12 protein-coding genes are annotated in these 12,849 nt (G+C 71.6%); 6 read left to right on the plus strand and 6 right to left on the minus strand.

The genetic code is table 11. The features are described from left to right. Window positions 1-89: 89 nt before the first annotated feature. The 3 genes from AC1DX8_RS07805 to AC1DX8_RS07815 form a co-directional block, all read right to left on the minus strand. Window positions 90-956, minus strand: a complete 867-nt coding sequence (locus tag AC1DX8_RS07805; RefSeq protein ID WP_477629346.1) for a CPBP family intramembrane glutamic endopeptidase — start codon at window positions 954-956, stop codon at window positions 90-92. Window positions 957-1,177: 221 nt separating this feature from the next. Further along, window positions 1,178-2,143, minus strand: coding sequence for an NAD(P)-dependent alcohol dehydrogenase (locus AC1DX8_RS07810; protein ID WP_477629347.1), 966 nt, complete (start codon window positions 2,141-2,143; stop codon window positions 1,178-1,180). Window positions 2,144-2,241: 98 nt separating this feature from the next. After that, window positions 2,242-3,006, minus strand: a complete 765-nt coding sequence (locus AC1DX8_RS07815; protein WP_477629348.1) for an HD domain-containing protein — start codon at window positions 3,004-3,006, stop codon at window positions 2,242-2,244. A 342-nt stretch (window positions 3,007-3,348) separates the two neighbouring features. Between AC1DX8_RS07815 and AC1DX8_RS07820 the strand changes: the two genes are divergently transcribed. The 3 genes from AC1DX8_RS07820 to AC1DX8_RS07830 all read left to right on the plus strand — a co-directional run bounded on the left by AC1DX8_RS07820 (window position 3,349) and on the right by AC1DX8_RS07830 (window position 5,994). Further along, window positions 3,349-4,719, plus strand: coding sequence for an alpha/beta fold hydrolase (locus AC1DX8_RS07820; RefSeq protein WP_477629349.1), 1,371 nt, complete (start codon window positions 3,349-3,351; stop codon window positions 4,717-4,719). Window positions 4,720-5,081: 362 nt separating this feature from the next. After that, entirely contained in the window at window positions 5,082-5,741 is a 660-nt protein-coding gene (locus AC1DX8_RS07825) for a hypothetical protein (RefSeq protein WP_477629350.1), read from the plus strand. 52 nt (window positions 5,742-5,793) lie between these two features. Further along, window positions 5,794-5,994 (plus strand): hypothetical protein, encoded by a 201-nt coding sequence (locus tag AC1DX8_RS07830; RefSeq protein WP_477629351.1) that lies wholly within the window; start codon window positions 5,794-5,796, stop codon window positions 5,992-5,994. Between the two features lie 137 nt (window positions 5,995-6,131). Here AC1DX8_RS07830 and AC1DX8_RS07835 read toward each other — a convergent pair whose 3' ends face one another. Then, window positions 6,132-7,235: a flavin-containing monooxygenase gene (locus tag AC1DX8_RS07835; protein ID WP_477629352.1), complete on the minus strand. Its 1,104-nt coding sequence runs from the start codon at window positions 7,233-7,235 to the stop codon at window positions 6,132-6,134. A 244-nt stretch (window positions 7,236-7,479) separates the two neighbouring features. On the opposite strand from AC1DX8_RS07835, the gene AC1DX8_RS07840 reads away from it, so the two are divergent. Beyond that, window positions 7,480-8,940, plus strand: coding sequence for an MFS transporter (locus AC1DX8_RS07840; protein WP_477629353.1), 1,461 nt, complete (start codon window positions 7,480-7,482; stop codon window positions 8,938-8,940). Window positions 8,941-8,950: 10 nt separating this feature from the next. Here the strand turns inward: AC1DX8_RS07840 and AC1DX8_RS07845 are convergent, their stop codons facing one another. Continuing rightward, the gene (locus AC1DX8_RS07845; RefSeq protein WP_477629354.1) at window positions 8,951-10,201 is read right to left on the minus strand and encodes an HRDC domain-containing protein; all 1,251 of its coding nucleotides are present in this window, start codon (window positions 10,199-10,201) and stop codon (window positions 8,951-8,953) included. 57 nt (window positions 10,202-10,258) lie between these two features. After that, window positions 10,259-10,846: a DUF3000 domain-containing protein gene (locus AC1DX8_RS07850; RefSeq protein WP_425564830.1), complete on the minus strand. Its 588-nt coding sequence runs from the start codon at window positions 10,844-10,846 to the stop codon at window positions 10,259-10,261. 79 nt (window positions 10,847-10,925) lie between these two features. Between AC1DX8_RS07850 and AC1DX8_RS07855 the strand changes: the two genes are divergently transcribed. Together AC1DX8_RS07855 and hemE are read left to right on the plus strand one after the other, a co-directional pair. Continuing rightward, a complete protein-coding gene (locus AC1DX8_RS07855) occupies window positions 10,926-11,750 on the plus strand; it encodes an EamA family transporter (protein ID WP_477629355.1) in 825 nt (274 codons plus the stop codon). Between the two features lie 18 nt (window positions 11,751-11,768). After that, window positions 11,769-12,815, plus strand: a complete 1,047-nt coding sequence (gene hemE / locus AC1DX8_RS07860; protein ID WP_477629356.1) for a uroporphyrinogen decarboxylase — start codon at window positions 11,769-11,771, stop codon at window positions 12,813-12,815. Window positions 12,816-12,849 lie beyond the last annotated feature (34 nt).

Raw genomic sequence — 12,849 nt, forward strand, 5'->3', positions numbered from 1 at the left:
CGACGGAAGCCGGGGCTGGGGGCTGCGTGGCTGGGGCGGTGCCGGGCACGGTGGCGCTCTCTCTCTCTCTTGCTCAGGGGTATGCCGCGTCAGAGGCCGAGCATGGTGGCGTTGCGGACGGCGTCGTTGATGGCGTGCGCCAGGGCGGGGCCGCCGAGGTTGTTCGTGCGTCGCCAGGAGAACGACAGCCAGACCCCGAGGGCGACATGCACGACGACCAGCTCGAGGACCATCCATGGCAGCGGGAAGCCGGAGGAGACCGGCAGGTGCCACAGCCCCCACAACGCGGACACGAACACGGCGGACTGCCAGCCGCGGGGGTCACCGGCGTGGTGCACGTGCGCGTCGATGGCTCCTCGGAATGCGACCTCCTCGAGAAGGAACGTGGCCGGGTAGTACAGGGCGGTGTACTTGGCAAGGGCGCCGAGGGCAGCCAGGGCGGGTAGCGCGGTACCGGTCGCGACGTGCACTGCCCCGAAGACGGCGGCCATGCCGGTGGCACCGACGGCCACCGGCACGACCGCTGAGCGCAAGGTGGCGGCGATGGAGCTGGCGCGCAGTGAGAACGCGGCAGCGACGGCGCCGGTCATGGCAGCCACGTACCAGCCGAACGTGGTCCAGTCGCCGGCCGTGAACGCGGCGACCGCGTAGTACCCGGGGGTGATGGCCAGCACTGTCGCGATGGCGTAACCCTTGCGGTCCAACGCGAAGCGACTCGTGCCGCCGGCGAACAGCTCACGCAGGGGGCGGCGACGCACGACCAGTTGGAACGCGGCGGTCAGCGGGATGCCGAGCAGCAGGTACGCGTTGCTGCTGAGTCCCAAGAGGTACCCGGCGCTCATCCAGACGGCCACGAACGCGACCGCTCCGAGGGCGCGCTTTCGCTGGGACGTGCCCGGTCGCTGTCCGCTGGCGCGCTTGGTGAGGTTCACGCGGGGACTGGTGTTGACCGACATGGGCGTGGCCTCCATCTGGTGGTGATCGAGCGTGATCGGTGGTGTCCACCACGGTTCTCCCCGGCGGCTGGGCTCGCCCCGGCACAACGGCCGGGATTGGGCGGCCCTGTGTGCGGGCCACGTTGTCCGCCAGTCAGACAGCGTCTCGGGCCGGCCACCGAAGTGCCGGCCCGAGAGCGTTGTCAGGTACCGCATCCGGGTCGCTGAGCGTGACGCGTCTGTCAGGTGGACAGGACGAGACGGTCCGAGGTTGCCCCCGACTCCACGGCCTCGACGGCAAGGGCGGCGTCGACCAGGGGGTGGACCGCGATGGCGGGCGGCTGGACCTTGCCTTGGGCGATGAGGTCGTTCATGGACTCCAGGGTGGCGTTGTTCTCCTGGGCGACGAACATGCGCAGCGTCTGGCCGATGAACGGGCTGAGCAGCGCGGCGCCGAGCTGTCGTTGGATGCCGCCGACCCATCGGTCGCCTTCGCCGCCGACGATGACGAGTCGGCCCCTGGGTGTCAGGGCGCGGCGCAGCCGCCGGGTGGAGGTGCGTCCGAAGACGTCGATGATGACGTCGTAGGTGCGGGTGCCGTCGGTGAAGTCGTCGCGGCTGTAGTCGATGGTGTGGTCTGCGCCAAGGGACTTGGCGTGGTCCTGGTGGCGGGGTCCGGCCACTGCGGTGACGACAGCGCCGGCCGCCTTGGCCGCTTGGAGGGCGATGGAGCCGACCGCCCCGGTGGCGCCTACGACCAGGACGCGTTCGCCGGGTCGCGCCTTCGCGTGGTCGCGCACTGCCTGCAGGGCTGCGAACGTGGCGTAGGGGAGCACCGCCGCCTGCTCGAAGGTGAGCTGCGCAGGCTTGCGGGCCATCTTGGTCTGGGACGCGACCACGTACTCGGCATACGTCCCGCGCGCTGCCCCGTAGACCTCGTCACCGACGGCGAACCCGGTCACCTTTGCCCCGACGGCTTCGACGCGTCCGGCGTAGCTGACACCCGGGACACGGATCTTGGGGCTGCGCAGCCCGGTGCCGAGGCGCATCAGGTACGGCTGACCGGTCATGAAGTGGAGGGCGCCGCGGTCGACGCCGGCGGCGACGACCTGGACGAGCACCTTGTCGTCGGGCACCTCGGGGCGGTCGATGTCGTCGAACCGGAGCGAGGTGGCGTTTCCGTAGTGGTCTTGCACGATGGCTTTCATCTTCGGGGTTCCTTTGCGGGGAGGTGGGTGTGGCGGGCGTCTTGCGCGACGTGTGTCGCTGTGCGGCTGTGTTGCGTGGGGCGTGTGTTGCCAGGGGTTCAGTCGTCGAACGGCGCCAGTGCGATGGCCGCGGTGAATGCGCCGTACCGGCGTAGGAGCCGAGCGCGGCCGTGGGGGACGCGAGCTGCCTCGTCCGCCCAGGCGCTGGTGAAGTACTTCTTGAAACCGTCGCGGGGGTGGTCGCGAACGGTGGTGGTCAGGACGCTGGGTGGCAGCTGCCAGGTGCGGATGCCGGCGACGTCGACCCCTGCTCCCGCGGCGAGCAGGTAGGCGACGGGTCCGGCGTCGAGGGTGACTCGGGGGTTGTGGTGCATGGTGATGGCGGTCTGCAGCGTGTCGGTGGCTGCAGTGGACAGGCCGACCTGTTCAGCCACGTCGCGCGCGATGCGGGCCGAGGTGAGGGTGAAGTCGTCACGTCCGGTGGCGATGACCAGACCGGTGTCGTGGAGAAGGGCAGCGGCGAACAAGAGCTCGGCGTCGACGTCGACTTCTTCCAGCTCACCGATGGCGCGGCCGAACCTGTAGGTGCGCAAGCTGTGGTTCAGCAGCGGGACGGTGAGGACCTTGGTGGCAGCGTCGGTGGCTGCACGGGTCAGGGCCGACGTGGGTGGGACGAGCCGTGTCGGGTCCACCCAGGCGTTGCGGCCCGGGTGCAGGTGCGTCAGGAGGGCGAGCCGTCCGGCGGTGTTGCTGGCGTGGGCGCGAGCGAGGCCGACCAGTAGCCGGCGCGATTCTGGCGGCTGGAGGTGTCCGCCGGTGCGCAGCGACCAGGCGTGCGTTCCGACGGTGGAGTCGGGGTTCATCGGGTTCTCCTTGGTCAGCAGTGTCCCGCTGCAGTGGTGGCCGCGGGTCCACCTCGAGAGTGACTCCAGCGGCAGGTGGTTCGCCCCGGTCAACTGACCGGGTTCTGGGGTCTGCCCTGTCCCTCGCCCTTGGGAGGGAGCCGAACGAAGCCGTGCCGCCGCGGGGCCGCAGCCGGGGACAGGCGCTGGAGAGGGGTCGGAAACCCGCCGACCACAGGGTGGGTGGTGCACCAGCGAAGGAGGCACGATCCCGGCCATGTGACCGGGGCGAGCAGACCCGCTCTCGACGACCGTGGTGCCTGTGGCCGTCCACCGCGGACGGCCAGGAAAGGGGAAACCGTCATGACCACCTCAACTGCCGCCCATCGCTCCATCGCGACGAGCTCGCCCAGCACCCTGGCCGGCCCGATGGGTCGGATCACGTTCGCGTCCATGGCCACCGGTGCGCTGCTCGCCGTCGGCCTGGTCATCGGGGTCGTCCCTGACGCGTCCGAAGCCCGCGTCATCGGCGCCGTCCTCGTCGCGTTCGCGACCGGGTGGGCCATGCTCGGGTTCCTCACCACTCGCCGAACCAGCCGGCCGCAGAGGTGGGCGTACGTCCCGGCGGCCGCTATGGCGATCACAGGCCTTGCCCTGACGGCCGCCAACCCTGGCGAGCCCACCATGACCCGCCTGTCGTGGGTGTGGGCACCCGCGCTGGTGGCTCTCGGTGGCTGGATCTGGCGACAGGCACGGAGCACGATGCCGGGACGGGGCAGGCTGTTCGTCTACCCGGTCACCACCGTCATGGTGCTGGCCGGTCTCGGCGGCCTGTACCAGGCCAGCACGGCGTCCCCGACCGCCGTGGCCGGTCGCATGCCCGGCAAGCTCGTCGACGTCGGTGGGTACCGGCTCCACCTGAACTGCACCGGCGCCGGCTCTCCGACCGTCGTCCTGCTCAACGGCCTGGGTGAGACCTCACCGCTGTGGGCCCGTGTCCAGCCGGCCGTTGCCACCACCTCCCGGGTCTGCACGTACGACCGTGCCGGTCAGGGCTGGAGCGACGACTCCCCGAACCCGGCAGATGCCACCACCGCGGCGACCGACCTGCACAAGCTCCTGACGGCAGCCGGGGAGAGCGGACCGTTCGTCTTGGCCGGGCACTCCAGCGGCGGCGTCCATGCGCTGGCCTACGCCCACCTGTATGGCGGCGAGGTCGCCGGGGTCGTCCTGCTCGACAGCGCCAGCCCCCGGCAGGTCGAGCTCGTCCCAACGTTCGAGGGTGAGTACCAGGTGATGCGCCGCGGCCTCGCCCTGGCGCCGACCCTGTTCAGGTTCGGGGTCGGTCACGCCCTCACCACCCTTGGTACCCCTGACCTGCCCGGTGGTGCCGGTGCGCAGGTCGCCGCGTTCTCGAACAGCACCCGCGGCTGGGCGAACACGCGCGCCGACCAGGCTGCGCTCCCGGTCGCGTTCCGGCAGGCGCAGGCGCTGACCACTCTCGGGGACATCCCCCTGGTTGTCCTCACGGCCAAGGACAACGTCGACGGCAAGCCGGGCTGGGCCACGGCGCAGGACCAGATGGCCGCCCTGTCCAGCAACTCGCGGCACACCGTCGAGAACCAGTCCCACGTCGGTCTCCTGACTGACCCGACCGGCGCCGCCCAGACCGTCACCGCCATCGCCGACGTCGTCACCGCCAACCGCACCCACAGCCCGCTGCCCACCCGCTGACGCTCGTCGTCAGCATTCGCGCAGCACCAAGCTCCCGGTCACCTCAACCCCCTTCCCGGGTGACCGCCGAGGCCCCGCCGCCGACCCCCTGCCAGGTGGCGACGGCCCGGGGAGCGGCCCGCCACTCTGGCGGGCCGCTCCGGACCCCCTTCCCGCATCCACCCCGCAGGCGACACGTCGACCCGTCCCCAACCGAGACCCTCGTGCACACCCACAGTCGTGTCGCCCGGACGGCGCGAGGTCGGCGGTCGACCGTCAGTTGCCTTCGGTGATGTGGCTGCTCGCTGAAACGGCGGCGCCTCCGTCCCGATCCGGGACACCACCGCCATCCACGCCGACTGGTCCGTCCTTGCCATGGGGCGGTGCACCTGCTGCCACACCTACCCCTCGGGGTCGAGCTGCTCGTCTTCGTCGGCGCTGCCGCGATCATCTGGGTCGCTGGCATCCCTCTGTCGGACTACACCGACATCCTGGCCGACCGGCTCCACCTCGGGCAGGCCCTCGGCGGCCTCATCCTCCTCGCCGTGGCCACGAACCTTCCCGAGATCGCCATCACGTACAGCGCGGCGGCCAGCGGCAAGCTCGATGTGGCAGTGAGCAACATCCTGGGTGGCATCGCCATCCAGACCGTGGTCCTGGTCGCCCTTGACGCGTTCGGTGTGCGCGAACGGCGCCCGTTGACCTACCAGGCCGCGAGCCTGACCTTGGTGGTCGAGGGGGCCATAGTCGTGGCGGTCCTCGTGGTCGTCGTGACGGGCACCCAGCTGCCCAAGAAGGTGGTCTTTGCCCGGCTCAGCCCCGACGTCGTGCTCATCGCACTGGTATGGGTCGGTGGGCTCACCCTGACCCAGGTCGCTGGGGGCAAGCTGCCCTGGTCGAACAGCGGTGAGGCGCCCGACAGCCAACCCACGCCACGTGGGCACTCGCAGAAGACCCGGTCTGATGAGGCGACCCGCAGAGGCGTCAGCACCAACGCGACTGGCCGCGACCAGACAAGGCGACTACAAGCTCGCATTCGGTGACATCTTCGGAGGTAACGCGTTCCTGCCCGTCCTGTTTCTGCTCGCCGTCTTGGTGTCCGGGAAGGCGGTCCTGCCGAACGCGCACGCCGCCGACATCTACCTGACCGGGCTCGCAGGCCTGTTGACCGTCGTGTACATGGCGGGGCTGCTCTTCCGGCCGGCCAAACAGCACGCCCGGCTGGGCATCGACAGCATTGCAGTCCTCCTGCTCTACGTCGTCGGAGTCTTCGGCCTTGTCGTCCTGCCGCAGTAGGCGCCCGCATCCGGGATCTCGGAGGGGCAGGACAGCGACGAACCAGGACGCGATGGCGGCGTGACGACGCCCGGGAGCGCGATCTCGCTGACGACGAGAGCGACTGCGCCGAGGCGCCCCGCGCACCATCGATCGCTTCAGGACCAGACCGGTACGGCTGACGCCCTCGGCGCCGGACCCACGCCGCTCACGATGCGCGCCGCCAGGGCGGCCGCGTCCGCGCCGACGAACCCGAGCAACGCAGAACCGCGGCTCGACTGCCACGGCAGCCCGAGGAAGTACAGCCCAGGGACCGAGGTGACACCGTCTTGGTGCCGGACGTCGCCGTCGACGACGACGCCGGGCACCTCCAGCCAGCGGTAGTCCGACGTGAACCCCGTGGCCCACAGGACCGCGTCCACGCCCATCGACGTGCCGTCCGCGAACTGCGCCAAGCCCTCGGTGAAACCGGTCAGGCGCGGCCGAAAACCGACGCCGGCCCGTCGCAGGTCGGCACTTCGGGTCCCAATGACCAAGTCGCCGCGGGCCCGTAGCCGGGCAGCCAGCCGACTGGTCGCGGGCACCTTGAAGAACCCGGACTTCGCCAGCCAGAAGAACAGGTCGCGACCCGCGACGCGCTGCGGCAGAGCGAGCGGCGTCGATCCGACCGCCACGCTCACGGACCGAGTTGATGCGAGCTCCGCCGCAATCTGCAACCCGGAGTTCGCGGCACCCACCACCAGCACTCGCTCGCCCAGCACCTGACCGGGGTTGCGGTAGTACGCGCTGTGCAGTTGCTGTACGTGCGGGTCGAGCTGGCTCGCAGCTGCCGGCACCCGCGGCGTCTGGAACGGGCCCGTGGCCACCACGACCTGACCGGCGCTCAGCTCACCGGTCGGCGTCGTCACCACGAAGCGACCGTCCTGCTCGCGGCGCATCCGCAGCACCGGCGAGTTCAGCCGCACGGGAAGGTTGAACTGCTCGGCATAGGCGGCCAAGTAGTCAGCGACGTCGTACTTGGACGGGTGAGCGTCCGCCGGCGCGGGGAAGGGCATACCGGGCAGGGAGTCGTACTGCGCGGGGCTGAACAGCCGCAACGAGTCCCACCGGTTGCGCCACGACAGCCCCATCTCAGCGCCAGCTTCCAGGAGGGCGAAGCTCAGGCCGCCTCGGGCCAGGTAGTGACCGATGGCCAGTCCTGCCTGACCGGCGCCGACCACGACGACATCCAGGTGCTCGGACGGGGTGATGGTGTCGTACATGGCGGCCTCCTGGCTGCGAGCTGGTACTCACCGACGGTAGGGAACTGCCGCGCCCATCACCCCGGCGCAATGGCCGGGATCGCCCACACGAACCAGCTAGCGCTCACGTCGCACAGCACGGCGAGACCTCGCCCCTGGCGACCCGACCTGACCAGAACCCGGCCATTTCACCGGCGCGAGCACCACGGTCTCAAGGCCACCTTGGACATGCACGACAACCCGTGCCTCACCCAAGGAGCCCACCGTGTCCGCCACCCTCACCAGCACCACCCGCCCGGCAGGCCCCACCGGCGCAGGCCCCGCCGGCACCCCGGCTGTCGGCGTCGCCGACCGGCGCGCCGCTCAGCGGCGCTGGGTGGCCCTCGGACTCCTCGTCTCCGCGCAGTTCGTCGTCATGCTCGACACGTCCATCGTCAACGTCGCCCTGCCCTCCATCCAGCACGACCTGGCCCTCAGCGCCACCGCCATCACCTGGGTCGTCAACGCGTACGTCCTCACTTTCGGCGGCCTCCTGCTCCTGTCCGGCCGCGCCGCCGACTTGTTCGGCCGGCGCCGCATGTTCATCGCCGGATCCGGCCTGTTCAGCGTCGGCACGCTGCTCGCCGCCCTCGCACCCAACCCAACGCTGCTCATGAGCGGTCGCATCATCCAAGGCGCCGGCGCAGCCGCCCTCAGCCCCGCCGCCATGTCCCTGCTCCTGGTCACCTACCCAGGCGCAGCACGAGCCCGCGCCATGAGCATCTGGGGTGCCGCCTCAGCCCTCGGCGGAGCCACCGGGGTCATGGTCGGAGGACTCCTCGTGGGCACCTTCGGCTGGTCCTCCGTCTTCTACGTGACCGTCCCCATCTCCATCGCCGCGGTCACCCTCGCCCGCCGCGTTCTGCCCGAAGGAGACCACGGCGCCCGCCGCCGCTTCGACTGGGCCGGAGCCGCCACCATCACCGGAGCCGTCGTCGCGCTCGTCCACGGCGCCCTCGGCATCGCCGACCGCGGCCTCACCTCGCCGACGGTCGTTGCGAGCCTGACCGCCTCCGCCGCCTTCCTCGCCGTCTTCATCGCCGTCGAACGCCGCACCGCCGACCCCCTCGTGCCCCTTGAGCTCTTCGCATCCCGAACCATGAGCACCGGGGTGACCCTCGCCATCTTCGGCGGCGCCGCCCGGGCATCCACGTTCGTGCTCGTCGCCCTCTACCTCCAGCAAGCCCTCCGCATGGCTCCCCAGGACGCAGGTCTGGCCATGGTTCCCACCTCCCTGACCGGCTTCGCCTTCTCCCTCGCCCTGCTGCCGCGCATCCTGCGCGCCCTCGGACCGCAGCGAACCCTCGTCGCCGGCCTCGTCGTCCTCGCCGCCGGCCACCTGTGGCTCGCGAACGCGCAGCAAGGACGCGGCTACGTCGTGGCCGTCCTGCCCGGGCTCTTGCTCGTCGCCATCGGTGTGGCCCTCAGCTTCACCCCCACCACCATGGTCATCGCCGCAGCAGCCCCCGCCACCCACACCGGACTCGCATCCGGCCTCGCCGGCTCAGCCACCCAGGTCGGTGCCGCCCTCGGTACCGCCACCTTCACCGCCGTGGGCGTCTCCATGGGAGCCCCCACCTCCGGCCACCTCGGCGCCGGCGGCTTCTCAGCCGCCTTCACCGCAGCCGCCGTCGTCGCACTGGCCACCGCCGCACTCGGCACCACCATCGCCCGACGCCGCGCCTGACCCGGGTGGCTCAGGCGTCGGGGTTGGCCGCGAAGGCCGCCTCGATCATCGGCGCGACCACGGCGGTCTGCCAGGGCCTGGCCCCCAGCGCCGACAGCGCCGCGGCGAAGGCAGCGGCCGTGTGCTCCTCCGGCGGCGACCAGATCACCCGGCGCAGGGGTTCGGGGGAGAGGACGTTCTCGACCGGGATCACGTGCTCCGCCGCGAACGCCGTCAGTGCCTCGCGGGTGGCCGTGAGGCGGGCCGCGGCGACGGGGTTGCGCTCGGCCCACGAACGCTGTGGCGGCGGACCGTCGGACCGCAGCGTCATCGGCGGCAGGTCGGCTTCGGGGATCGCGTTGGCCCGGTTGACGGCGTCGAGCCACTGGCGCTGGTAGCGACGCACCGAGCGGTGGCCACTGGGCAGCGCGCCGGTGTTGCCGGGGGACTCCATGGCGACCTCGACGAGCACGGCGTCGGGGAGTACCCGGCCGGGCGACACGTCCCGGTCCTGCGCGATCTGGTCGCGGGTCTCCCACAGCTCCCGCACCACGGCCGCGATCCGGCGGTGGCGCACCCGGTGCATCCCACTCGTGCGGCGCCACGGGTCGACCCGCTGCGCCGGCCCGGTGAAGTCGAGCAGGGCCTCGAACTCCTCACGCGCCCAGCCGTCCTTGCCCTGGCGGGCGAGGTCGACCCCCATCAGGTTGCGGACGTCGACCAGCACCTCGACGTCGAGCGCGGCGTAGCGCAGCCAGGGCTCCGGCAGCGGCCTGGTCGACCAGTCGACCGCCGAGTGCTCCTTGGCCAACGAGAGCCCGAGGTAGTGCTCCACGACCGCGGCGAGCCCGACCCGGGGGAGTCCCAGGAGCCGCCCCGCGAGCTCGGTGTCGAACAGCTGCTGCGGTCGCAGTCCCACCTCGGCGAGGCAGGCGAGGTCCTGGGTGGCCGCGTGGAGGATCCACTCGGCGCTGCCGATGGCGTCGTTGACCGGGGACAGGTCGGGGCAGGCGATCGGGTCGATCAGCCAGGTGCCCGAACCCTCACGGCGGAGCTGCACGAGGTAGGCGCGTTGCCCGTAGCGGTAGCCGCTCGCGCGCTCGGCATCGAGGGCCACCGGGCCCTCACCCGCGGCGATCGCCCGTGCGGCGTCCATCAGCGCCCGCTCCGACTCGACCACCGGAGGCACGCCGTCAACGGGCATGTCGAGGGGAGTCAGCGGCGAGGCTGGCTCCGGCTCGGGCTCCACCGCCTGGTCGGCGTCGGCGTCGATGTCGGTCACCGGGTCAACCTACCGGCCAGCGCGTCCCAGCACCCGCCTGTGCTCAGCACTCCACCCTCAACGACGTGGCCCGGGCAGGGCGATGACGCCCTCGGGCAGCGGCGGCAGGCCGGCAATGGTGCACAGCAGGTCGGACCAGGCCACGAGGTGCGCGCCGACGTTGCCGGCGACCGGGGTCCACGAGGCGCGGACCTCCATCTCGACGCTGGCCGGGCGGTCGGACAGCCCGGCGAAGCTCTCCGACACGACCCGCGTGACCGTGCCTGCCTCGGCGGTGTAGCCGAGGTGGTGGCTCTCCAGCGCGTCGGTCAGCCACGACCAGCCCACGGCGCCGAGCATCGGGTCGTTGGCGAGCTCCGGCTCGAGCTCGGCCCGGGCGAAGGTGACCGCACGCCAGGCTCCGTCCCACGGGTCCGGCACGGACGGGTCGTGCAGCAGGACGAAGCGCCCGGAGGCGAGCTCGTCCTCGTCGGCGGCGGCCCCCACCACCTCGGCGGTGAGGGCCACGGCATACGGCGCGATGCGCTGGGGAGCGGGCACTTCGGTGAGGCGGATCTCGGGGCGCAACCGCGCGCCCCGCAGGTCGCTCAGCGCCTGCGTGAACTCGGGGGATTGGTCGCCAGGGACCGTTCGGCTGCCCACCATCAGAGGGTATGCCGCGGGGTCAGATATCACAGGGAGGTTGCCGTCCGCGTCGTGTCGCGCCGACGGGTAGCGTGCGCGCATGCTCTCCCTGCTCGCGCTCGCATCCAGCGCGTGCTGGGGCACCTCCGACTTCTTCGCGGGGCTGTTCTCCCGCCGGAGGCCGGCCGTGGCCGTGGTGGGGTGGACCCAGTCGCTGGCCTTCCTCGTGCTGTGCGCGGTCGTCGCGGTGCGCTGGGACGACGTCACCTGGACCGGCTGGCCGCTGTGGTCGGTGGGCGCCGCGGTGTCCGGCGTGGCCGGGCTGCTCTGCTTCTACACCGCGCTCGCGACCGGCACCATCGGTGTCGTCGCACCCATCGCCGCGCTCGGGGTGGCCGTGCCCGTGCTGCTGGGCGTGGCCACCGGCGACGAGCCGTCCTCCTGGACCTGGGTCGGGATCCTCGTCGCCGTGGTCGGGGTGACGTTGGCCTCTGGCCCCGAGCTGAGCGGTGGGGTGTCCCCGCGGCCGGTCGTGCTGGCGGCGGTCGCGGCGGTCGGCTTCGGGATGGCTCTCTTCTGCATCGACCGAGGGGCCCGGTCCTCCACGCTGATGACCCTGTGGGGGATGCGCGGGGTGTCGTTCGTGGTCTTCGTGACCCTGGCCCTGGTCGTGCGCAGCCGCGGCGGCGTGGTCGTGCGGGAGGTGCCGGCCCTGCTGCTCATCGGCTGCGGCGACATGGGGGCGAACCTGCTCTTCGGCATCGCGTCGTCCCGGGGGCAGGTGAGCGTCGCCAGCGTCCTCGGCTCGCTCTACCCGGTGGTCACCATCCTCCTGGCCAGACTGCTCCTCAAGGAGAGGCTGCGGCGCATCCAGCAGGTGGGGGCGGTGCTCTCGCTCGCGGGCGCGGCGATCATCGCCTTCTGAGCCACCTAGAATCACCCGGTGACGTCCCCGGTGAACTCCCCCCACGACTCCGCCCTGGTCCGGGCCGCCCGCCGCGAGCCCGTGACCCACACCCCGGTGTGGTTCATGCGCCAGGCGGGCCGGTCCCTGCCGGAGTACCGCGCGGTGCGTGAGGGCATCGGCATGCTCGACTCGTGCCGACGGCCCGACCTCGTCACCGAGATCACCCTCCAGCCGGTGCGCCGCCACGGGGTCGACGCGGCCATCTTCTTCTCCGACATCGTGGTGCCGCTGGCGGCGGTCGGCGTCGACCTCGACATCGTCGCCGGCGTGGGCCCGGTGGTCGCCAAGCCGATCCGCAGCCGGGCGGACCTCGACCGGCTCCCCGAGCTCACTCCCGACCACGTCCCGTACATCACCGAGGCCGTCAGGCTGCTGACGGCCGAGCTGGGGTCGACGCCGCTCATCGGGTTCGCGGGCGCCCCCTTCACCCTGGCCAGCTACCTCGTCGAAGGCGGCCCCAGCAAGAACCACGAGCACACCAAGGCGCTGATGTACGGCGACCCCCGGCTCTGGCACGACCTGTGCGCCAGGCTGGCGCAGATCTCGGGGGCCTTCCTCGACGTCCAGGCTGCCGCGGGCGCTTCAGCCGTGCAGCTGTTCGACTCGTGGGTGGGGGCCCTGCCGCGCGCCGACTACGAGCGCTTCGTGGCACCGCACTCGACGGCAGCGCTCGCAGCGGTCTCCGGGCGCGGCATACCGACCATCCACTTCGGCGTCGGCACCGGTGAGCTCCTCGCCTCGATGGGCGCCGTCGGCGCCGACGTCGTGGGCGTCGACTACCGCGTCTCCCTCACCGACGCACTGGCCAGGCTCGATGGCAGGTATGCCGTGCAGGGCAACCTCGACCCCGCACTGCTGTTCGCGCCATGGGAGGCCCTGGAGGCCAAGGTCCGCTCGATCGTCGACGAGGGTCGCGCCGCACCGGGCCACATCTTCAACCTCGGTCACGGCGTGCTGCCGGACACCGACCCTGACGTGCTGACGCGGGTCGTCGAGCTGGTGCACGAGGTCGGTCAGCGCTGACGCACTCAGGCGCTGACCGACCTCGGCATGCCCC

The sequence above is a fragment of the Pedococcus sp. P2_A3 genome (assembly GCF_056405035.1).

Coding starts and splice junctions, on each gene's coding strand:
- AC1DX8_RS07805 (WP_477629346.1), bottom strand. CDS start 956: ATGTCGGTCAACACCAGTCCCCGCGTGAACCTCACCAAGCGCGCCAGC.
- AC1DX8_RS07810 (WP_477629347.1), bottom strand. CDS start 2,143: ATGAAAGCCATCGTGCAAGACCACTACGGAAACGCCACCTCGCTCCGG.
- AC1DX8_RS07815 (WP_477629348.1), bottom strand. CDS start 3,006: ATGAACCCCGACTCCACCGTCGGAACGCACGCCTGGTCGCTGCGCACC.
- AC1DX8_RS07820 (WP_477629349.1), top strand. CDS start 3,349: ATGACCACCTCAACTGCCGCCCATCGCTCCATCGCGACGAGCTCGCCC.
- AC1DX8_RS07835 (WP_477629352.1), bottom strand. CDS start 7,235: ATGTACGACACCATCACCCCGTCCGAGCACCTGGATGTCGTCGTGGTC.
- AC1DX8_RS07850 (WP_425564830.1), bottom strand. CDS start 10,846: ATGGTGGGCAGCCGAACGGTCCCTGGCGACCAATCCCCCGAGTTCACG.
- AC1DX8_RS07855 (WP_477629355.1), top strand. CDS start 10,926: ATGCTCTCCCTGCTCGCGCTCGCATCCAGCGCGTGCTGGGGCACCTCC.